Origin of the sequence: Nostoc sp. FACHB-280, assembly GCF_014697615.1 — a bacterium.
In the GTDB taxonomy this organism is placed as follows: domain Bacteria; phylum Cyanobacteriota; class Cyanobacteriia; order Cyanobacteriales; family Nostocaceae; genus Nostoc_B.
Window position 1 is genome coordinate 217056 of record NZ_JACJSD010000001.1, and the last position, 23734, is coordinate 240789.

General features: G+C 41.4%; 15 protein-coding genes. 5 read left to right on the forward strand and 10 right to left on the reverse strand.

All coding sequences use genetic code 11. The annotated features are described in order from the left end of the window. Nucleotides 1-20: 20 nt before the first annotated feature. The 4 genes from H6G75_RS00840 to H6G75_RS00855 all read right to left on the reverse strand — a co-directional run bounded on the left by H6G75_RS00840 (nucleotide 21) and on the right by H6G75_RS00855 (nucleotide 2485). Nucleotides 21-602: a CPBP family intramembrane glutamic endopeptidase gene (locus H6G75_RS00840; protein ID WP_190978118.1), complete on the reverse strand. Its 582-nt coding sequence runs from the start codon at nucleotides 600-602 to the stop codon at nucleotides 21-23. Between the two features lie 51 nt (nucleotides 603-653). Beyond that, nucleotides 654-1691 carry a DUF3326 domain-containing protein gene (locus H6G75_RS00845; protein ID WP_190978119.1) on the reverse strand — a complete coding sequence of 346 codons (1038 nt, stop codon included), beginning with the start codon at nucleotides 1689-1691 and terminating at the stop codon, nucleotides 654-656. 195 nt (nucleotides 1692-1886) lie between these two features. After that, entirely contained in the window at nucleotides 1887-2066 is a 180-nt protein-coding gene (locus H6G75_RS00850) for a hypothetical protein (RefSeq protein ID WP_190978120.1), read from the reverse strand. Nucleotides 2067-2167: 101 nt separating this feature from the next. Then, a complete protein-coding gene (locus tag H6G75_RS00855) occupies nucleotides 2168-2485 on the reverse strand; it encodes a 2Fe-2S iron-sulfur cluster-binding protein (protein ID WP_190978121.1) in 318 nt (105 codons plus the stop codon). Between the two features lie 646 nt (nucleotides 2486-3131). Here H6G75_RS00855 and acnB point away from each other — a divergent pair. The 3 genes from acnB to H6G75_RS00870 are packed head-to-tail and all read left to right on the forward strand — an operon-like array spanning nucleotide 3132 to nucleotide 6280. Then, on the forward strand, nucleotides 3132-5762 hold the full coding sequence (acnB, locus tag H6G75_RS00860; protein WP_190978122.1) for a bifunctional aconitate hydratase 2/2-methylisocitrate dehydratase: 2631 nt from the start codon (nucleotides 3132-3134) through the stop codon (nucleotides 5760-5762). Nucleotides 5763-5819: 57 nt separating this feature from the next. After that, nucleotides 5820-6068, forward strand: a complete 249-nt coding sequence (locus tag H6G75_RS00865) for a type II toxin-antitoxin system RelE/ParE family toxin (protein ID WP_190471851.1) — start codon at nucleotides 5820-5822, stop codon at nucleotides 6066-6068. Nucleotides 6069-6082: 14 nt separating this feature from the next. Then, nucleotides 6083-6280 (forward strand): type II toxin-antitoxin system Phd/YefM family antitoxin, encoded by a 198-nt coding sequence (locus H6G75_RS00870; RefSeq protein WP_190968723.1) that lies wholly within the window; start codon nucleotides 6083-6085, stop codon nucleotides 6278-6280. A 21-nt stretch (nucleotides 6281-6301) separates the two neighbouring features. Here the strand turns inward: H6G75_RS00870 and H6G75_RS00875 are convergent, their stop codons facing one another. The 6 genes from H6G75_RS00875 to H6G75_RS00900 form a co-directional block, all read right to left on the reverse strand. Then, on the reverse strand, nucleotides 6302-7405 hold the full coding sequence (locus tag H6G75_RS00875; protein WP_190978123.1) for an endonuclease NucS: 1104 nt from the start codon (nucleotides 7403-7405) through the stop codon (nucleotides 6302-6304). A gap of 25 nt (nucleotides 7406-7430) precedes the next feature. Further along, nucleotides 7431-9917: an S-layer family protein gene (locus H6G75_RS00880; protein WP_190978124.1), complete on the reverse strand. Its 2487-nt coding sequence runs from the start codon at nucleotides 9915-9917 to the stop codon at nucleotides 7431-7433. A 66-nt stretch (nucleotides 9918-9983) separates the two neighbouring features. Further along, on the reverse strand, nucleotides 9984-12368 hold the full coding sequence (locus tag H6G75_RS00885; protein ID WP_190978125.1) for a filamentous hemagglutinin N-terminal domain-containing protein: 2385 nt from the start codon (nucleotides 12366-12368) through the stop codon (nucleotides 9984-9986). A gap of 91 nt (nucleotides 12369-12459) precedes the next feature. Next, entirely contained in the window at nucleotides 12460-15066 is a 2607-nt protein-coding gene (locus tag H6G75_RS00890) for an S-layer family protein (protein WP_190978126.1), read from the reverse strand. Nucleotides 15067-15131: 65 nt separating this feature from the next. Continuing rightward, complete coding sequence (locus tag H6G75_RS00895) at nucleotides 15132-17594, reverse strand: S-layer family protein (protein WP_190978127.1); 2463 nt, start codon at nucleotides 17592-17594, stop codon at nucleotides 15132-15134. 84 nt (nucleotides 17595-17678) lie between these two features. Then, nucleotides 17679-19418, reverse strand: a complete 1740-nt coding sequence (locus tag H6G75_RS00900) for a ShlB/FhaC/HecB family hemolysin secretion/activation protein (RefSeq protein WP_190978128.1) — start codon at nucleotides 19416-19418, stop codon at nucleotides 17679-17681. 984 nt (nucleotides 19419-20402) lie between these two features. Here H6G75_RS00900 and H6G75_RS00905 point away from each other — a divergent pair. Continuing rightward, nucleotides 20403-21683, forward strand: a complete 1281-nt coding sequence (locus H6G75_RS00905; protein WP_190978129.1) for a GAF domain-containing sensor histidine kinase — start codon at nucleotides 20403-20405, stop codon at nucleotides 21681-21683. A gap of 278 nt (nucleotides 21684-21961) precedes the next feature. Next, the gene (locus tag H6G75_RS00910) at nucleotides 21962-23707 is read left to right on the forward strand and encodes an ABC transporter ATP-binding protein (RefSeq protein WP_190978299.1); all 1746 of its coding nucleotides are present in this window, start codon (nucleotides 21962-21964) and stop codon (nucleotides 23705-23707) included. Nucleotides 23708-23734 lie beyond the last annotated feature (27 nt).

The following is a 23734-nucleotide window of genomic DNA, read 5'->3' on the forward strand; positions in this document are numbered from 1 at the left end:
ATCATCAGTTCTAACAAAATTTAACGTTGTTGGATTTTCCAAAAATAGCTGGAAATCCAATTGGTCATAATATGGGCAACAATTGGGACTAACAAATTACCACTCAACAAGGCGCTATATCCCAAAATCAATCCAATCACAGTTGCCCACATTACATAAGGCCATTGTTGCGAACCACTCAGGTGTAAAACTCCAAAGCAAAGGCTAGAGACAATGACTGCTACATGGTCTAAGCCTAAAGCCGGCAGCATTACACCACGAAATAATAATTCTTCACTTAAACCCGGTAGTAAACCTAACCAAATTAAGTCAGGCCAAGCTAAAGGTCTTAAGACTAGTTCTAAATAATAATCTGCACTTTGACGATAGGCAGTCCACAAGCGATAAGCTAAACCACTCAAACAGGTAATGATAAAGCCTACACCTATTCCCCAACAAAAATCTATTGGGTTCCATTCCCACTTGAATAAATAAACGCCACCAAAGCGTAACCAGACTTTGGCAACTGTCCACAACAAAATTGCTGTTACACCCATTGCTATCAGCACTTGGGTACGGGTTAAATAGGGAATTTCAGGGTCTTGTTTTTGTTGTTCTACCACGGGAGTTCAGGGAGTGGGGGAGGGAGAGAGGGGGGACAGGGGAGAGAATGATTATTGATTGTTGACTAAGGCATGGGGATTAATGCCGGCTTTGAGGGCTACCAATACACCAACTGCCTCTAAATACGAGTTTACCTGGATGGATTTGATTCCTAAAGGTTGGGCTGGAACTTTGATTTGGGTTTGATTATCTCTGACTGTAATTATTTGGCATCGGCTTTGACTTAAACTGAGTAAAGCACTGCTACCACAAGCTTTTGCAGGCACAATCGCAGCATCTATTTGATCAGCCCAAATATCATCGTGACAAGATGTAAATAATTGTTTCTCGACAATAAATTGCGGGGCGCGACTTAAGCCTACAAGTACGCTTGGTAAAAAAGTATAACCTAATTCTTCGGCGGCGGAACGAGGAGATAAATCGGGATAAGGAGGGGCGCTGGCGAGGCCTGGTGAATGGGCGCAGGGAATTTGCAAATGTCTGACTAATAAATGACTAATTACGGCTTCTGCGCCGGCTATTGTGTCTACGCCTTTGCCTTGGAGATAATTCTGCACAGCATCTTCATCCATATCATCGGGGAAACGGGCGACAACTGCGATCGCTTCTGCCCCAGTTTTTTGCATGAGTTTTTCCGCACCACGTAGTAAACTATCTGGGTTGCCAATAGTTCCCCAACTTGCCCCTGATGCTGAAGTGCGTAATTCTACGTTTAATGGGGCATCAGTAATTACATAATCTGTAATCGTTAATCCCAGGGTTGCCCTAGCTGCATCAGCAGCTTGCAAGTGACGTAGTAATAAATCTGGTTCAATTCCTTGGTCTAAAAGCAAACCTACCTTATTATTACGGACTGGACGTAAACCCCAATCACCAGCCGCAAATTTATCTAACCCGTAACCTTCCACATAAAAAGCGTTGGGAATATTCCAATATAAACTTGCGCCGTTGAGAACATTGGGGTGAGTAATCAGGCGATCGCAAACCTGTGCTAAAGTTCGGGCAACAGGTATAGCATCACCCGCATATCCCCCAATCGCCGCCCCAACGCCAGTAGGTATAATCAAAATCGCAGTGTAAGGACGCATCTTAGTGCTGAGTGCTGAGTGAGTGTTCTAGCCCCAACGAATGGAATTCGCGGCTATAAAAACGAAGTCCGCCTTCGCGGACTAAATGAAAATCAATGGTTTTAAACCCGCGCAGGTGGTCACGGAGTTTGTCGAAGTGCAGGTTTTGTCTGTGTAGCCGCGACTTCAGTCGCTTGGTGCAAGATGTGAATTAAACTACTCTGCACTTGTAGTAACAACTGCTTCGACTGCAACCTTCTGCTGTGCTTCATCCACAGATGTAATAGCCCAACGTAGAGGTTCACCTTGTTTTTTCAACTCAGCTTCAATTTCTTTTTGTAACTCAGTGGGAGTTTCTTGAATATCGATTTCTGCGGTAATAAAATGAGTAGTCATCGACGTTCATCCTCTTAATTAATTTTTTCTAGAATAGCGGAATGAAGTATGACTTTTAAAGTCTAAAGTATGAAAGATAGAATTTCATACTTTAGACTTCATTAGCCTTTGCCAAATTGCAACTGATAAACTATTTCTTCTTTTTCAGTCTCAATTTTCAAATCAGAACGGGGATAAGCGACACAAAGTAATGTGTAACCTTGTTTTTGTAATTCTGGACTAACGCCCATCCCATCAGTCTGGTCTACAGTTCCTTGGGTAATTTGCGCGGCGCAAGTTGTACATACACCTGCATGACAAGAAGCAGGTAAATCAACACCAGCAGCTTCAGCTACTGATAAAATAGTTTCGTTTTCAGGAACTTGCAGAGTATGAACTTTGCCTTGGTGATGTAGCTCTACGGTGTAGATTGTGGACATATACTAAAAGATGAGTGCAATAGCCAAATTTATTATTATATCGGAATTGTTTAATATTATTGCAGATATTCAATAAACTTTTGATTTTTGAATTTGCCAGATTTTCTTTACCTCTTTGCGTCTTTGCGCCTCTGCGTGAGATACAAAAATCCTGTTTTTTAAAATTCATATTTTAATTAAGCGATGTTAGGTGCGATCGCTCAAATAATCAATAATGTCATAGAATATCGCTGTCAATATTTAAATCCCGCAACTTAGCCTCGCTAACGCATCCTAGGTGTGTTTCAAAATCCAACATAAGTCTTATGTATTGATAACTAGTCTTGTCAATCATCAAGATAACAATTTATCACCGAAGAATATAGCAATCCTCAATAATTTACAAACCTCTCTCTTCCTTGTCTACCTTGCCCTCCTTGTCTTTATTGTTCACGTATAAAATAGAAATGCCATAGCGATCGCACTCAGTAAAATATCTTCAATTAGAACTAATACGCAAAACTATCATTTAAGTATTAGTCAAAATTATCGATGATCAATTACCAGTAAGGCTTTCAACTATAAAATAGGGTAAACTTTTATAGCCAAGTCTCGCCTAAAAATAATTCATAATTAAGGGAAGAACATCCCAACGGAGAATACAACAATGCTAGAAGAATATCGTCAACAAGTCGCCGAAAGGGCAGCATTAGGAATTCCCCCTTTACCGTTGGATGCGAAGCAAACCTCAGAATTATGTGAATTACTGAAAAATCCGCCCAAGGGTGAAGAAGAAACATTATTACATTTATTGCGCGATCGCGTCCCCCCCGGAGTTGATCCCGCCGCTTACGTAAAAGCTGGGTTCCTTACCGCCATTGCCAAAAAAGAAGTTAAAAGCCCCATCATTTCCCCCATCGAAGCTGTAGAATTACTGGGAACAATGGTAGGTGGCTACAATGTTCAATCTTTAATTGAGTTACTGCAATTTGCCACCACATCGGTATCAGACTCCTCTGAAACACCGTTGGTAATGGGTGGTGAAGGTAAAGAACCCATTGCAGCATACGCCGCCGCCGCCCTCAGCAAAACTTTATTGGTGTATGATGCCTTCCATGATGTTTTGGAACTATCCAAAACTAACCCCTACGCCAAGCAGGTAGTTAATTCCTGGGCTGAGGCGGAATGGTTTACTGTCCGTCCCAAACTCCCAGAATATATTAACGTCACTGTGTTTAAAGTCCCTGGTGAAACCAACACCGACGACTTATCACCAGCCACCCACGCCACCACCCGCCCAGATATTCCCCTCCACGCCTTGGCTATGTTAGAGTCACGGCAACCCGGAAGCTTAGAAACTATTGCCGAGTTGAAGAAAAAAGGACATCCCGTGGCGTATGTCGGGGATGTTGTCGGGACTGGTTCATCGCGGAAGTCGGCTATTAACTCCGTGTTATGGCATACAGGACAAGATATCCCCTTTGTTCCCAACAAACGTGCTGGGGGTTATATTTTAGGTGGTGCGATCGCTCCTATCTTTTTCAACACAGCAGAAGATGCCGGTGCTTTGCCCATACAATGCGATGTCACCAAACTCGAAACCGGCATGGTAATTACCATCTATCCCTACAGAGGTGAAATTACCAACGAAGACGGCGAAGTTATTTCCACCTTCACCCTTAAACCCGACACCATTCTTGATGAAGTCCGCGCTGGTGGACGCATCCCCCTACTTATCGGACGTACCCTCACCGACAAAACCCGCCAAGCATTAGGCTTAGAACCCAGCACCCTGTTTATCCGTCCCCAACAACCAGCCGACACAGGTAAAGGCTACACCCTCGCCCAAAAAATGGTCGGTAAAGCTTGCGGTTTACCTGGTGTGCGCCCCGGTACATCTTGCGAACCCATCATGACCACCGTTGGTTCTCAAGATACCACAGGCCCCATGACCCGCGACGAACTCAAAGAACTCGCTTGTCTAGGCTTCAGTGCAGACTTAGTCATGCAAAGTTTCTGTCACACCGCCGCCTATCCCAAACCCGTAGACATCAAAACCCACCACGAACTCCCCGACTTCTTCTCTTCCCGCGCTGGTGTCGCCCTACGTCCCGGCGATGGTATCATCCACTCATGGCTAAACCGAATGCTGTTACCCGATACCGTCGGTACAGGTGGCGACTCTCACACCCGCTTCCCCTTAGGTATTTCCTTCCCCGCCGGTTCCGGTTTAGTCGCCTTTGCTGGCGCGTTGGGTGTCATGCCTTTGGATATGCCAGAATCAGTGTTGGTAAGATTCAAAGGAGAATTGCAACCAGGAATTACCTTAAGAGATATTGTTAACGCTATTCCTTACGTTGCCATTCAAAAAGGTTTGCTAACCGTCGAGAAAGAGAACAAGAAAAACATCTTCTCCGGCAGAATTTTAGAAATGGAAGGCTTACCAGATTTAAAAGTCGAACAAGCCTTTGAATTAACAGACGCTTCCGCCGAACGTTCCTGTGCAGGCTGCACCATTAAACTCAGTCAAGAAACAATTGCTGAATATCTGCGTTCCAACATTGCCCTGTTAAAGAACATGGTAGCCAGAGGCTATCAAGATGCGCGTACAATTATGCGCCGCGTCGCCCAAATGGAAGCATGGTTAGCAAATCCTGTATTACTAGAAGCCGACGCAGATGCAGAATATGCCGCAGTCATTGAAATTGATTTGAACAAAATCACAGAACCAATTGTAGCTGCTCCAAACGACCCCGATAATGTTAAATTATTATCGGAAGTTGCTAATGATCCAGTACAAGAAGTTTTCCTTGGTTCTTGTATGACAAACATCGGTCATTATCGCGCCACAGCCAAAGTTTTAGAAGGTGCAGGAGAAGTCAAAACTCGCCTGTGGATAGCACCACCAACCCGCATGGATGAACACCAGTTAAAAGAAGAAGGTGTATACAGTATTTTTGGTGCAGCCGGCGCGAGAACAGAAATGCCAGGATGCAGTTTATGTATGGGAAATCAGGCGCGAGTTGCTGACGGCACAACTGTATTTTCCACCTCTACCCGCAACTTCAATAACCGCATGGGTAAAGGCGCAAGAGTGTATTTAGGTTCAGCCGAATTAGCCGCAGTTTGCGCGTTATTAGGTCGCATTCCCACAGTACAGGAATATCTTGATATTGTGGCGAATAAAATTCATCCTTTTGCTGATAATTTATATCGGTATTTGAACTTTGATCAAATCGCCGGTTTTGAGGATGAAGGGCGGGTGATTAGTAAGGAGGAGGAAGCTTTGTTGGTATAGTTTAACTAGGGTGAGTCTTCATGGCTCACCCTAATATATTTCAAGAGAGTTAAGTATGTGCAGTACCAAATAGAATTTAAGCCCAAAGCAATTAAAGATTTAGAGAAATTTCCTGTAGATATTAGAGAACGCATCATCAGTAAAATTGAAGCGATGCAAGATGACTTACAGGGAGATGTCAAACGCTTAACCAACTTTACGCCAGAATATCGTTTGAGAGTAGGTGATTATCGAGTTTTGTTTGAATTAGAAGAACAGACTATCATGATATATAGGGTGAAGCATCGCAGTAAAGCTTATGAGTAAAAGGAGTTGTAAAAATGATTGAATTACATCCTGAATTTTTAACAAAAGATGGTCAAAAGCAATTTGCCGTTTTACCTTATGAGGAGTTTTTAAAAGTTCAGGAATTGCTGGAGGATTTAGAAGATTTAAAAGATTTACGAGAAGCTAAAGAAGAAGAAAAAGATAGTGTTTCGGTATCTTTATCCGAAGTTAAAAAAATGTTATTATCTTGATGTTTTTTAAAGATGATTATTTCAACTAATTTTGTCTAACCATATAGTTAATGCTTGATTAACTATATGTTGGATCGAATCAACAACAATCTCTCCATTTGCTGATTCTTTAAATATTAGCCGTCTACTTTTAAGATGAGTAATATTGTCCTTATCTAGTTTTCTAAACATTGAGTTACCATTTCTGGCGAAAGAAAGAAAGTTTTGTGAATTTCCTGGAACACTATAGAATGTATAATCAATACTAAGATAAGACAGTTTTTCCCTAGATATACTTCCTTCTTTTAAAGGAATATATCGCCAATATGTTAAGTAATCATCTAGTGTATCAATCTGCATTCTGGCAATAGTTTTATTTTGGCGACTGGGTATCATTAACCAGAGAAATAATAGTATTTTTCTCGATTTTTTATCAAAACATAACTCTGCACATTGCCTGATCTTGTCTTTACCGTATTTACTTGCATATATAACGCTTTTATTTACTATCATCTCTTCTATTCTGGAGTCGAAGCTTAATATTTGATTTCTAATTTTTGTTAAATTTTCTCTTTCCGTTTGTGTTAAAGTCCCTAACCAATCTAATAGTAATCTTGGTGGTTCAGGAATATTATCTTGGGGTTGATTTTGGAAATTAACTTCTTGATAATTAATTTTTATAACTTTTGGTTTAATTTGGGTAATACTGTGAGTCAAATAAAAATTAAAATCATTATTTTCATTTTTTATAAAAAAAGTGAATAGGTCAAAATCTAATTTGCTGTATTTGTCATCAATTAAATTATGCCTGTGAAAACTCGGACAGATAGCAAACAAACGAATAGGAACATCATAATTAATATGAGTATTCAAAGGTTTTTCTTCTAATAAAGTCTCATAATATCGTGTTGACTGATTAATTACATATCTATCTTCTGTGTTTTTTAATTCAATAATAGTTAATTGATTATTTGCTGCTATTGCTAAAATGTCACAAATTTCCCCTTTAACAGATAACTGTCTCGCCAATGGTTTTAGCCCAAAAAGTTCTTCCAAGTTATCCCAAACAAAGTCTTCTAATTCCGATTCATCAATAAATTTCCAATCTTGACTGATTTTACGTAATGCTACGTTTTTATTTGTCATTTGATAATTTAAAATATATAAAAAATTAATTTGTGGGTAGAGCAGCACAGGTTAATTTTGGTTGTACCTGACTAGAAGATTGATTGGCAATTAATTCAATTTTGCCTTGGGCGTTACGTCGCCAAGAGGTAGCTTGGACAAGTGTTTCTGGAGATTTTGCTGTTTGGGCTTTGACTGGTTGTGTGGTGTGGAATGCAGAGATATCGCGGATGTCTGACCAAGTGCGATCGCTCCTGATCTCCTGCGTCGGATTTTGTGGTATTCCACCTCGTCCTGTGGCGACAAAACTACTACTGGGATTAGCGGAACAACCACTCGCTATTTGCTGCGATGGATCACTGACATTGGCAGGTAATTCGACTAAACCTGAATTGGGGTCAACACCAACATTGTTAATTGCGACTGTACCATTGACATTAAATGCGGAACTGGCTGTAATATCGTTGGTCAAGTCTTTTCTGGGTGTCAGGGTATCGCGGAATTTTAAACCAATAATGCCTTGAGTTGTAATGGCAATATTTCCACCCTTTCCTTGTACGGCGTTGGCAATAATGTCACTATTTTCTAATCCCACAAGGATGGGTGCATTGATGTTAATATTACCTCCGTTACCGTTACCGCTTGCTGTTGAGGTAATTTGACTATTATCGCGCAGTAGTAATAAACTCCTAGTTTGCAAATTAATGTTACCACCATTGCCAGATTTGGTTTGTGCTTGAATTAAGCTTTGATTTTTTAATTGGATATTATTTGCGATGATATTGATGTTACCTCCATCACCTTTACCCTGGTTGGTTACACTGACTGCACCGCCATTGGTCAGCATCAAATTCGGGGTTGTTACATTCACAGTTCCGGCATTCGCTGACAGAACATTTGGCAACTTGAAAAGCTTTTGGATTAATGCTGGAGGGTAAAGGACAGCTGAGTTAATACTGCTATTGTTAACCTGGCTATGCCCATCAATTAAAATCGATTCCGTGGCGTTAATGTGCAAATTTCCAGCTTGACCAATCAAGAAGGACGTAGTTGCAACCACTCCGCCATTGAGCAATTGTAATCGGTTTGTATCCAACGTCAAGGTTTGGGCATTGCCGGTACCATAGGTGATTGCACCAATATTGCTATAGAGTCCTGTTGGATTGTCTCCTGTGACAGTCGTATTCTTACTGCGGATGGTTACTTGCCCTGTGGAACCAGTCGCAAATGTGACTGAAGCAATAGCTGCTCCCCCAGAAACCACTAGATTATTAGTATTAATAGAAAGATTGCCTGCTGACTTAGCAGTTCGGGTAGATGTAGTTAGAGAGGTTACTCCTGTGGGGTTGATGGGAGCGAAACCAGATAACTCGACTGTTCCAGCATCAATCTGAATATTCCCACTTGCACCACTGCCAGCCAATCCAAAAGCATTATTGTTGACTCCGGCACCTTGTGAGATGCTTAACTGGGGAGTAATGATATGGATGGATGAACCTGTACCAGTATTCAACCCTTCAGAACGGATACCACTACGAATCTGGGCATTGGCTGTTGTACCAACAATATCAATCCCTTCTGAAGCCTGTAAAAAAATTTCACCCCCAGCAACATTTCCTAGATTTTTGGAAAATATGATTGAACCATCGCTGATTTGAATGTGCTTTCCCTGCAACTGCACTGAACCAGCATTAAATGCCCCTACACTTGGTAATGCTCCTATCGTTAGCAAGGATTTTTGGCTGAGGTGAATATCTGCAAAGCTTTGTCCACTCTCGTAACCCAACTGATAGCCTTGGGCAATGGGGTTCAAACTGACCAGTCCGACTCCGCTTAAACTTCCCAATTCCACTCGTCCTTGAGGTGCGTTCAAGGTTGCTCCGGTGAGATTTATGTTACCGCCTACCAAAGCCAACGTTTTTCCTGGCTTTACCATCAGTTGGGAGGAACTAGGATTTTGAGTAATGGGGCTGAGGCTACTGTCAGCTTTTAGGGCATAACCTGTACCTTGAACTGTTATGGGCTGTGGATTACTACCCATTTGCAAGCCAATAGGCGCACTCATTGTTAATAATGGAGTACCTGAAACATTGACTGCACTAAACTCAATGCCATTAGGAAATTTAATACTATTGGCAGTTGTCCCGACAAATGAACCACCAATATTTAAGCTGGCACTAGCACCAAAAATAATGCCTGCTGGGTTAAGTAAAAATAAATTGGCATTCCCTTTGGCACTGATGGAACCATTGATTTTGGAAACATCACCGCCAGTCACCCGACTAAAAATATTTTGAATATCAGTAGCATTATCGAATGATGCAGAGCCATTTATAGGAATAGAGAATTGGCTGAAGCTATGAAATAAATTATTGCCAACACGAGTGCCATCGGTGATGGTGTAATTACTACTACCACTCACAGCAGTGTTGAGAGTGTTATCAGGCTTTACTTCGGCATAAACACCACTGTTATAAATAACAGATATGCAGATTGCACCCAGGAAACCAAACCCAGCAAGCGTTAGTTTCATTAACCTAGTTCTTATTTTTTATTCAGTGTTTTATTTTTCCCAATTTAGTATTGTTTTTAACATCGATTAATTTTTGGGAACAGCCGTACAGGTTAATGAGGGTTGCACCTGAGAAGGAGATTTAGCTGCAATCAGTTCAATTTTGCCTTGGGCATTAAGTCGCCAAGAAGTAGCTTGCACAAGAGTTTCGGGAGATTTTGCTGTTTGGGCTTTGACTGGTTTTGTGGTGTGGAATGCAGAGATATCTCGAATGTCTGACCAGGTGCGATCGCTCCTCAATTCCTGCGTCGGATTTTGCGGTATCCCACCTTTTCCTGTGGCGACAAAACTACTACCATAGGTGTCTGCACATCCTGTAGTGATTTTTTGCGATGGATCACTAACATTCACAGGTAATTCCACTAAACCTGAATTGGGGTCAACACCTACAGTATTAACTTCCACTGTACCATTTACCCCTAATTGTGAACTGGCAGTAATATCACTTTCTAGTGTTAGTTGGGGACTATATTTCAACCCGAAAATTCCGTGAGTTGTGATAGCAATATTTCCACCTCTGCCTTTTACCGCATTAGCCACAATATCACTGTTTTCTAAAGCCAAAATAATGGGTGCGTTGATAGTAATGTTACCGCCATTACCTACACTGCCGGATGTAGCATTGATGGCACTATTATGGCGCATCAATAAGGTATTAGCACTAACAGCTATATTACCTCCTTCGCCGATTTTAGTCGTAGCAATAATAGCACCTTGAGTATCTAACATCACAAAATTAGCATCGATGCCTACTTTTCCCGCATTACCTGTGCCATCATTTCTGACATTAACTAATCCACCATCAGCCACCCTTAACTGCTGGGTTGTAATATGCACATCTCCACTATTACCAGTTAAAACTCTTGATGAACCCGCTTGCTGCACAGTTGATGAACCGATAAAACTCGGAATTAAGAAAGATTGTGCTGGCTTACCAGCAACTTCCACTGATTCAAAAGCATTGAGAATCACATTGCCAGCATTACCACTAGCATAAGAAGAAGCTTCAACTCTTGCCCCATGATTAACTGACAATTTAGCCGTATTCACAATTAAGTTACCTGAATTACCAGCATTCAAAGTTGAAGAACTCAGGGAACTAGGGGCAAAATTAGTTGAAGCTGTTTCAAATCCAGATAAGTTAATAGACTCTGCGGCGTTGACTGTTACATTTCCCGCCGTACCTTTAGCGAGTGTGGAAGTTGTCACCACAGCACCATCCAAAATTACTAACTGATTTGTGGAAACATTCACATTTCCACCTTTCCCAGAAGAAAAAGTCAAGCCAGAAATACCACTACGATTACTTGGTCTTTTTCCTACTCCGGCTACTTGAATTGTTCTAGAGGCATTAACTGTAATATTACCTCCGCCTACAGAAGCACCAGAATTGTTTGTCAAAATTATGCCGCCATTATTAGCAATCAAGTCTTGTGTAAATATTTCCATATTGGCAACCATTCCAGTGCCAATAGCGCCTGCCCTAATCGCACTAGTTGTACTTCCCGCAGTATTATCACCAGTGATTGTAAGTAGTTTCGATGTATGAACAGAAATTTTGCCGGGAGTGGCAATATTGGTGGTATTCTGCACTGATACACGAGAACCACCACTCAAGGTTAAATTAGCACCCCAGATGTTAATTTCCCCATTTCCACCTGTGGAAAGTAGAGACTGCTTAGACAGAGTAATATCCCGAAAATTCTGCACATCTTGATAACCAAGACTCCAACCTAAATTATTGGGAATGAGGCTGACAGTTCCATCATCAACAGCACCGATTGCAATCCGTCCTTGAGGAGTGGAAAGAGTACGGCCATCTATCAAAATATCTCCGCCAACTAATGCTAAGGTTTTGTTTTTAGGGACTTGCAGTGGGGTTGTAGAGGCTTGAACTTTGATTGCTGCTGGATTCTGCCCCATCTGTAAACCAATGGGGATGCTCATGGTTAACACAGGAGAAATTGTTGTGTTGCTGCTAAACTCATTACCATCAGCAAATTTGATGCTATTTGCAGTTGTGCCGATAAAAGAACCACCAACGTTTAAACGAGCATTGGCTCCAAAGATAATCCCCGCCGGGTTGAGCAAAAACAGATTTACACCGCTATTAGTTGTGATGGAACCATTAATATCAGAAACATTACCACCAGTCACCCGACTAAAAATGTTTTGGATGCCAGAATTACTGCTAAAGGTTGCAGAACCACCTGTAGGAATAGAGAATTGACTAAAGCTATGAAATAAATTGTTGCCAACCGCAGTCCCGCCAGTAATGTTGTAACTATTACTTCCAGACACAGCAGTGCCGAGAGTACCATCAGGTTTGACTTCTGCCTGAACATGGCTGTTACCAATAGCCAAGAGATAAACTGCACCAATTAAACCGAAGTTAGCAAAAGTTACTTTCATCAACCAAACTTGTAATTATCACCTTGTGTCTAGTTTTCCCAAGGTAAATTTTGTGATTGGGTTGGCTATGTAATGTTATGGTGAGTTTTTTTCAGCTTTTATGAATAGCAGCACAAGTTAATGATGGTGCTAAATTCACAGAAGATTTATCGGCAATTAATTCAACTTTGCCTTGAGGATTACGTCGCCAAGAGGTGGCTTGCACAAGTGTTTCTGAATTTTTTGGTATTTGTGCTTGTGTTGGTTTTGTGGTATTTAATGCAGAGATATCACGAATGTCTGACCAGGTGCGATCGCTATTAATCTCCTGTGTCGGATTTTGTGGTATTCCACCGCGTCCTGTAGCAACAAAACTACTACCTTGATTGCCATCACAAGTATTCGCTATTTGCTGCGATTGATCGGTAACATTTGCTGGTAACTCTACTAAACCTGAATTGGGGTCAACACCAACATTATTGACTGCAACTGTCCCATTCACACCAAACTGCGAACTGGCAGTAATATCGTTTTCTGGTGTTAATTGTGAACGATATTCTAAACCGATAATTCCTTGAGTTGTGATGAGAATATTGCCGCCACGACCTTGAACTGCATTGGCAATAATATCGCTGTCTTCTAAACCAACGATGATGGGTGCATTGATATTAATGTTACCTCCAGTAGAATTACCACTGGCATTGGCACTAATTTTACTGCCATATCGCAGCAACAACACATCTTTTGCTTGCAGTTGAATATTCCCTTGACCGCCTCCATTGACTTCGGAACGTAGACTAGCGCCATTATTCAAGACAATCTGGCGAGCATTGAGATTGAGATTTCCAGCATCGCCTGTACCTGTATTACTGACGGTGATTTGAGCATGGTTCTGCACGCGCACCGTATCAGATTTAATATTCACAGATCCTGCTGCAAAGTTAGTTGTCGAAGATGCAGTGATGCTACTGGGTAAAATCTGACCATTTCTTAAGGGTTGAGATACACCCTGTACATCAATATTTTTTACTTGTAAGTTAATACTGCCAGCATTGCCTTGACCTTGTGTGGAGGAAGTAATTTGACCACCGTTGAAGACTTTTAAATTATCTGCTGTTAAGTTGATTGTGCCACCAGAACCAACTATATTTTTACCCACAGAAGTATTGATGCCACTGACTAACTGACTCAAAGGCTCGATCACTGGGTCGCTGACAGCCACATCTTTAGCTTGGATAATGATATTTCCAGCAGTACCATTTCCCGCTAAGGTACTGCGGATGGCTCCCCCATTGCTGAGTCGTAACTGTCCAGTCTCAATAGCGATATTTCCTCCTTGACCTGCACCCGATGGCTGTACTGAAGTCGTAACTCCAGAACGCAAAGTTGGTGTTCCACCTGCAATTTCAAAACTCTCGGTAGCCCGGATTGAAATATTCCCAGTTCTGCCCGTAGCGGTTAATTTACGGTTCACAATGTTTAAAATATCGGAACTGATTACACCACCATTCGTAGTACGAATTCGAGCAGCTTCAATGGTAATGTTGCCAGCCTGATTATTGTTGCCACCCTGAATTATTGTAGTAATGTCAGTAGGTAAGTAAACGCCAAAAGGAGTCGCAAATGGGTTGGCTCCAAAAAGTTCTATATCTGTAGCTTGGATATTTATGTCTCCCGATCTAGAGTTATTGCCAGAGGTTGTAGATTGAAGCCTAGCTCCATTAGTCATTCGTAAGTACTTAGTTTCAATCTTTATATCTCCAGCTCGGCCTGTGGCTCCACTATTTATCAATGTTGCCAAACCACGACCAATTTGTCCTGGGCTAGAAGCTCCCAATAAGTCAACAAATTCTGTGGTTTTGACAATAATTCCTCTACCCTGGCCAGACGAAGTATTAGATCGAATACTTGACCCATCCTTTAAGGTCAATCCCCTTCCTTGTACGTAGATTTCCCCACCATTTATTCCACTTGCATCGACTAATGAATCTTGCTGCAAAGTAATCGTATCCCAGTCAGCCGTAGCCGCAGAACTTGTTAATTGCCATCCAGTTGAATTGTCCATCTTGATGTCAGCATTTCGTACCGCCCACAACTCTACATACCCATCGGGGGCTATTAGGCTGGCTTTTGTCAGATCAATTTGACTACCAACCAAAGCCAAAGTTTTACCAGTAGGAACTTCTAGTTTTCCTTGTACTTGGATGGCTCCGGCATTGCTTCCCAGTTGCAAACCAATCGGTACCTTCATGGTTAAAAGAGGGGATTTAGTTATGTCGGTGCTGAACACGTTGCCATCATCAAATTTAATGCTATTGGCAGTTGTCGCTACAAAAGAACCACCAATACTTAAACTGGCATTCTTGCCAAAGATAATTCCGGCAGGGTTGATTAAAAATAAATTGGCACTACCCTTGGCACTAATTGAACCATCAATTGTGGACATCTCACCACCAGTGACTCGACTAAAAATATTTTGAATATCAGTAGCATTGTCAAATGATGCAGTGACACCTTGCAGGATAGAGAACTGACTAAAGCTATGAAATAAATTGTTGCCGACACGAGTGCCATTCTTAATAGTGTAACTATTGCTACTAGTATCTACAGATGTATTGAGAGTGTTATCAGGAGTTACTTGTGCGTGAACACCATTGTTGCAAACAGCCCAGATACAGATTGCACCAAGACAGCCAAACCCAACAAAAGTTAATTTCATTAACTTATTTCTTGTTTTTTATACCGTATTTATTGTTCCCAACTTGATAATTTCCGTAACATTAATTAATCTTGGGGTAGAGCAGCACAGGTTAATTTTGGTTGTACCTGACTAGAAGATTGATTGGCAATTAATTCAATTTTGCCTTGGGCGTTACGTCGCCAAGAGGTAGCTTGGACAAGTGTTTCTGGAGATTTTGCTGTTTGGGCTTTGACTGGTTTTGTGGTGTGGAATGCAGAGATATCTCGAATGTCTGACCAGGTGCGATCGCTCCTAATTTCCTGCGTCGGATTTTGTGGTACACCACCCCGACCAATGGCCACAAAACTACTACCTGTATTCGCAGCACAACCACTCGCTATTTGCTGCGATGGATCACTGACATTTGCCGGTAATTCGACTAAACCTGAATTGGGGTCAACACCAACATTGTTAATTGCGACTGTACCATTGACATTAAATGCGGAACTGGCTGTAATATCATTGGTCAAATCTTTTCTGGGTGTCAGGGTATCGCGGAATTTTAAACCAATAATGCCTTGAGTTGTAATGCTAATATTCCCACCCTTTCCTTCTACGGCATTGGCAATAATGTCACTATTTTCTAGCCCAACTATAACTGGAGCATTAATAATAATATTGCCACCATTGCCAGTACCACCTGCTTCTGCACTAATAAAGCCACCATAACGCATGAGTAATAAATCTCGCAGTTGCAGGTTGATATTACCGCCTTCACCTGCTTTTGTGGAGGCTAAAAGGTTGCCACCATTTTTAAGTGTCAGGGCATTGGCATTGATGATCAGATTACCAGCTGTGCCAGAGCCAGTATTTTGAACAAAAATCGTTGCCCCATCAGAAACGTTCACAGTGGGAGCGTTAATAGTCGTGTTACCGGCATTGGCACGGGAAATTTTACTAAAAGCGTTGACAGGCAGAACAGCACTACCAATATAACTGGGGGTTTCTCCAGGTTTCATCCCACTCACATCAATTGATTCTGAGGCATTGATAGTTAATGAACCTGCATTGCCTAAAATTATGCTTGAAGCCGATACTCTACCACCACCTTGAACAGACAATTTACGGGTTTCAATGTTCAAATTACCAGCATCACCAGGCCCGAATGTGGCAGCAGAAACTAAACTAAAATAACTACCCTTTGGCGTTCCTGCACCTAGTACTTGGATTGTATCTGCCTTGATATTAAGGTCGCCGCCTTTACCTGATAAATAAGGTCTAGCTGCTATATTGCCTCCGGCTGAAACAGATAAATCTTGAGTGGTAATGGAAATATCTCCGCCTTTTCCTGCACCAAAAGAAGCGGCTAATATCTGGCTCACGGCTCGAAAAGCAAGAGGATCACCCTGTGCAAACCCATTGACATGGGTTGCATCACTATTGATGATAATGTTGCCCCCAGTGGCGGCGCTAAATGTGCGGTTTAAGATGTAACCACCTTGATCAATATTTAACTTCGGGGTATTTACAATGATATGCCCTGCTGCCGCAGAAGATCGGGTGTCATTGACTAAACTGCTAGAACTTTTAAAATCAGAGGACTTACCAATAATATTCAATGCTTCTGTAGCATTCACAACAATGTCACCCGCAGCTTGGTTACTACGATTTTGGACAAATACTAAAGAACCATCACGGATACTTACCTGCCTCCCTTGAATGTTGATAGATCCGCCATTTTCTAGGCTGAGATCCCGTGTAGATGCTAAAGCACGTTGGGTAAGGGTAATATCACCAAAACTCGCAGTCTTGGGGTAACTCAGGGTAAATCCTTGGGAAGTGGAATTGAGAGTAACATTAGCATTACTGATGCTACCCAGTTCTATTTGTCCGCCTGGTGCGGAGAGCAAGCCGCCATCTAAGGCAACATTCCCACCCACTAATGCTAGGGTGTTGCCAGATTTTACTTGTAATCCTCTTGTGCCGACGTTGAGTCCAGATATTTGAGTTGATGCCTGGAAATCGGCCATGTGTCCGGCTCCTTGAACGGTAATCGCCCCTGGATTGCTGCCAAGTTGCAAACCAACGGGAACACTCATAGTTAATAAGGCTGGTGATGTGGTATTGGTGGCGCTAAATTTCAACCCATCTGCAAATACAATGCTATCTGCGCTTGTCCCAACAAAAGAACCACCAATATTTAGTTGAGCATTAGCCCCAAACAAAATCCCCGCAGGATTCAGTAGAAATAAATTGGCGCTACCTTGGGCTTTGATTATGCCATCTATTTCTGATAAACTACCACCTGTGACACGGGCGAAGATGTTTTGTACACTGGTAGGATTTTGGAACGTGACAGTAGTACCGTTAGGTATGGAAAATTGACCGAAGCTATGAAAAAGGTTACTTCCATTCTGGGTACCTTTAGTAATATCAAAGCTATTGCTGCTTGGTTGAGAAATTTCGGTGCCGAGTGTGCCATCAGTTGTCACATCGGCATTGGCAGCATTACTCCATAGGAGAATAATCGCTAATCCTATCCCACTCCCAACTAGACTTGTGTTCATATTTTAGTTCGCTCTTGATACCCACAATTTCCAATTGCCTAAATTTTAGGATTCCCCATCAAAGGAATTAATTAATCACTTTGATTAAAACAGTGAGTATTGCATAGAGAAATACAATCCGTTTTCTTGGAGCGATCGCTTATCGCCCTCCACAGATATGATAGGAATACCCCAATCTAAACGGGCAGAAAAGTTATTTCCTTGTTTCCATAACAGCCCAAACCCCGCACCGACTAAGGTATTGGTGGAGGGATTATTACCCTTGTTATTCCAGCCTTGGCCGACATCAACAAATGGTGCTAGTTGTAAAACTCCTTGGATTTTGTTAGCACGTACAATTGGAAAACGAAATTCTGAAGAAAACAAGAAGCCGCTATCTGTGAGTAATGTATCTTGGCGATAACCCCGCACGCTTAACTGTCCACCTAATCCAAATTGCTCTAAAGGTACTAGGTTATTTGCGGCTAGTTGTAAATCAGCCCTAGTTAAGAACAAGGTATCTGGAGCAAATTGTCTCACCCACTGTGCTTGTCCTCGCCAACTAAAAAAGCGGCTATCGGGAGCCTCGTCACTCACACTAGCTCCAAACCAATCAACTCCCAAACTAAATTGCGATCGCGCGGCGAAAACTTGTGTACTGCTGCGGTGGGTATACTCTTGGGTAAAGCGCAAGGCAGAAATTTTGGTTCTCCCATTCTCATCAGATCCTGGAGATAAAGGAAAGCCACCAATATTATCTAGACCAATGATTGTTTGACTTTCTTGGCGGGAGAATGATACCCCTACGGCTAATTCTTGGGTTGGTTTTTGCAGTAATGGTTGACGAAATCCGAATTCGTAAGCGGTGCTATTTGATTGAATATCCAGAACGCTGAAAGGTTCTTCAATAACGTTGTTCCAGCCTTGATTAACACTAAACGATAAAGCACCGTTATAAGCATTCACAGGCAATGTGTAACTAGCGGCAATTGTATTACTACCATTGGTGTTGGTATAGCCCACACTCAAGGTATCCCCTAGGCCTAATAGATTGGCCTCTTGGACATCTATACCCCGCCGAAAACTGCCAACGCTAGGCGATCGCCCGTTATCCAAGCTGAGTGATCCTGTGAAGGTGTCGGCTTCTTGAACTTCGACGCGTAAGATATTGGTTCCAGGAGTTGTACCAGTTTGCAATTCCGCAGAAAGGTTTTTAATGCGTGGATCGAGGCGGAGTAATTGTAGTTTTTCTAGTAAGTGTGGTACATTCAGGGGTTTTCCTGCACCTATACGAATGCGATCGCGAATGTAGTTACTATTCAATCGTCGATTACCCACGACTTTGATTTCTTGCAAACTACCTTCAACTACCTGAATTTTGACGACTCCGGCATCTAGTGTTTGCGGTGAAATTAAAGCCCCAGTAGTGACATAGCCTTTATCGGTGTAGAACTTGCTAATAGCTTCTTTGACTTGTAATAACTCTGCAAAGGATACTTCGCGCCCCACAAAAGAAGCTGTAATCGGTGCAAAATCTTTTGGTGTAAATACTGTACTGCCAACAACTTCAATACGCTCCACCCGGAATTTAATATTAGGATTATCTTCTCCTGTTGTTGGTTGATCAGGTAATTCCACAGGCGGAAGTAATGGCTCTTGTTCTGATGGCTGTGGTAGCGCATCTGATGGTAAGGGCGTAACTGGAATTTCTTCTATCCTTCCTGGTGGTAAACTTTGCGGATTGGTTGTTTGGGCGTATGCCTGATGATAATTACACAATACCGCGGCAATAACAAACCCGAAGGTTAAAGGATTCAGTGTTGTTATGCGCGGTTTACAAATCATTTGATGCTTGTGTGTATGGCTAATTATAAATTTTGTCTTCACACTAAATACCCACGCATAAATATTGAGTCAGTTTTCTAGGCACTCAAAATCACTTTTGTACTTAACTGATTCAGAGTTGCCTTGTTTAGTGATGTAATGAGTATCATATATATCAAAAATACGCTTTATTTTTTACAATTGTACCCAGTATAAATACTGTTTTTTCTTGATGAAAAAATTTAATTACGCATGATTACAGATAAGCATCAGATGAACTCTGATCGCGTTACCTTGCCATAACTTTTATTATTCTGAAAACTCCTTTTAATCTGCCATTTCATCGATTTACTTGAGTTTTATTCTGGGAGCATGGTATGTTTAAAATGATGTTATTTGCTGCAATAACTATTGCATTGTAATTTTGGCTAAATTAGGGTTTGATAATTATTCGACATATAGCAATCCTAAATGAATCGTGAAAAACATAGATAAGGAAACGAACCGCCAAGAACGCCTAGACACGAAGTGGCTTCCCGAAGGGTAGGACGCAAAGCGAAGAAAGAAGAAAGAGATATAGAAATTTCACAAATGATTTAGGACTGCTATATCAATAGTTATTACAAGTCAAGACATGAAAATTTGTCTGAGTTTGTATTCCAGCCATTCAAAAAATAAATTATTATTGGTTAGCTAGTTTTTAACGGATATTAACCTAAAATTAACTTCTATACTTGTGATAAAAAATAGTTATTCTCAATAAGGAGTAAACTATTTTACTTGGTCGTTTAATGTCCAATTTTAGATAATATTAAAATTTATTAAAATAGTAAAAAAAATATAAATCTCTAGTGTTTAAGAGAGCAATTATAGTATTGTTTAGATTGATAAAATCAAAATCCAAAGTTATTAAATTATTCTAAAAAACCAGAAGTATCCCTGGCAAAAGTTTTGAACTTAGGATTAATGATTATAAAAAAATATTAACTTCTGCAACAGGCATATATGAGCAAAGCTGATGGTAAAACAAGTTTGTTGCAAAAACAACTATGGCAGCGCGAAAGACGAGCGATCGCATTTTTATCTTGTTTGAACTATCGCTCTGGAGAACTATCTAGCTACCTACAAAGCATTGCCTGTGGAGTCAGCGAATTATTAGAAATTGATTGGTCAGTAGTGACCGTTTGCCAAAAAGGCTTTGAGAAAGTACTAGCCAGTAGTATTGACATGGGCGAGGGTGAGCATGTCTATTCACTACATGGTTTACTCACTGGCACAGTCATCGAAATTGGTCGTCCTTTGGCTGTAGAAGATGCAGTCAAGAATCCAGAGTATGGGCAGATTCCTGAAGGTTATTGTGCTTATTTAGGTATACCTTTAAAAACAGCCGAAGGAAAAGTCATTGGTACAATCTGCTCGTTTCATCGCCAGCACAGAGCATTTACTCAAGAAGAAATTCAAGTAGCTGAAGTATTTGCCGAACGCGCAGCTACAGCCATAGATAATTATTATCTCTACCAACAACAGTGCGAATTTAATCAAATTTTAGAATCAGAAGTAGAAAAACGTACTGTTGAACTGCGAACTGCCCAAGCCAAACTAGTCGAACAAGAACGTCTAGCAGCAATTGGTGAATTTGCTGCCATGATTGTGCATGAAATTCGCAATCCTCTGACAACAATGCTCATGGGATTAAAATATTTCCAAAAGACTAGTTTAAACCCAGCAGCACAAGAGCGATTATCTTTAGCATTAGGTGAAGCCTCTCGCTTAGAAAACTTGTTGAGTGAAATTTTGCTGTATGCGAAACCTCAAGTATTGCAACTGGATGAATTAGAGATAAATGACTTGATTCGAGAGTTGCTGAAATTAATTTGGGAAATGCCAGAAGCATTAGAACGGGAAATTAAATTTATTCCCAGCCCAAACCCAATAAAAATTTTGGGTGATCAAGATAAGCTCAAACAAGTATTTATTAATATTGTGCGTAATGCTTGTGAGGCAGTTTATCCTGGAGATGTGATTATCTGGGAAGTAAAAAATTCATCTTTGGATCAAGTTAGGATTAATGTTTGTAATGGTGGCGAGCCAATTCCGCCCGAAATTCTTGCACAACTAACTCAGCCATTCTTCTCCACCAAATCTAACGGAACAGGGTTGGGATTAGCAATTTCTAAACGCATTCTTCATGCTCATGGTGGGGAATTATCTATTCATTCTGATACCGCAGCTGGTACTACTGTTGCAGTGCAATTACCTGTGGTGACGGCATGGAACATGGGGTGAAATTAAGTCAAAAGTTAAAAATTAAAAGTCACAAATCAGAGAATTTTTGACTTCCCCGTAGAAGTGTAGGTGTTCAAAATTCTGATACCCTATCTCAACAACTCAATTTGTGTCAGTCCTCAGAGTAATTTCATACTTTGCTGGTGTGGTTTATGATTACGCAAGGGTGAAATTCAAACCTTACACCCCCACCCGAAACTCTATTTCAGTCATTTGTGAGTACTAATTTGAGGTGAGGACAATTGGTGCAACAACCAGAAATGCGGCAAAATTCGCCGATGCGCTCAATTGGGCGAGTGTTAAAGAGCTTAGGCAATTACCGTTGGACTTCTTTGGGAGCTTTGATTAGTGTTTTATTGTTAACAGTTGCCAATGCTGTGACACCGCAATTATTTCGTTGGGGAATTGATCAAGGTATTGCACCGCGCAATTTACAAATAGTACTTTATAGTGCGGCTTGGATGGTAGTGGCAGCGATCGCACGGGGTTTGTTTAACTTTGGTCAAAGCTATTTAGCAGAAGCAGCATCTCAAGGTGTGGCTTATGATTTACGCAACAAAATTTTCAGCAAAATTCAAAATCTGAGTTTTAGCTATCATGATCAGTCGCAGACTTCCCAATTATTAACCCGTGTCACCAGTGATATTGAGCAAATCCGCACCTTTGTGGGGACTAGCTTGATTCAAGTGATTGGGGGATTAGTAACATTGGTGAGTATTGCTGCGATTCTGCTCATCATGAATTGGCAATTGGCTTTAATTACCTTGTCGGTAGTCCCGATATCTGCATGGTTGATGGCAAGCTTTGTGAATCGCAATAACCGACTGTTTGGGCAAATCCAACAGCAGTTGGGTAATTTGAATGCGGTTTTGCAAGAAAACCTGCTAGGGATACGGGTAGTAAAAGCATTTGTGCGTGAGTCTGCGGAAAAATCGCGTTACACCACCTTAAATGATGTCCTCGTCACCGCCAATATGCAGACAATTCGTGCGATTCGCAATACATTCCCGTTTATCTTTTTACTGAGTAATTTGGTAACGCTGGCAGTTTTTGGCTATGGAGGTATACAGGTAATTGGTAATAGTTTTTCCATTGGGGAACTAGTAGCGTTCAACTCATACTTAGTGTTAATTTTTCAACCAATATTATTAATCGGCTTTGCTGCCCCAGCGATCGCTCAAGCCGCAGCCTCAGCGACACGAGTGTTTGAAATAGTGGATGCTGCCGTGGAAATCCGCGATCGCCCAAATGCGATGTTATTTGATACTTGCGGTGGCCGCATTACCTTTGAAAACGTTTCCTTTCGCTATCCGGGAGCTACTACAGAAGCCCTAAAAAATGTATCTTTTGAAACTAAGCCCAAAGAACTCATCGCAGTTCTAGGAATGACAGGTTCCGGTAAAAGCACAATTATGAACTTGATTGCCCGCTTTTATGATGTGACTGGGGGCGCGATTCGCATTGATGGGCGCGATGTGCGAGATTTTACGCTCCAAAGTTTGCGATCGCATATTGGTATAGTCTTTCAAGAAAGCACCTTATTCTCTGGGACTATCCGCGACAATATTGCCTACGCCAAACCCAATGCCAGTATAGAACAGGTCATAGAAGTGGCGAAAACTGCCCAGATTCATGATTTTGTGATCGGCTTGCCCGATGGCTACAACACAATTGTCGGTGAACGGGGTGTTGGTTTATCTGGCGGACAAAAGCAACGGATTGCGATCGCCCGCACCTTACTTACCGATTACAGTATTCTGATTTTGGATGATAGTACCTCTGCGGTGGATGCTAAAACAGCCACCCAAATTCAAGCCGAACTAGATAATTTAATGCAGCAAAAAGCTTGTGTCACCTTTGTGGTAGCCCAACGCATTAGTACAGTCAAAAATGCTGATCGCATTTTATTAATCGATAAAGGTCAATTGGTAGCCCAAGGAACCCATGAGGAATTGATGCGAATTAGTCCGCTTTATGGAGCAATTCTCGAATCTCAAATTCAACATCAGCAAGTAAAATCTTGATTTATCGCACCAAGCATAGTAAAAATC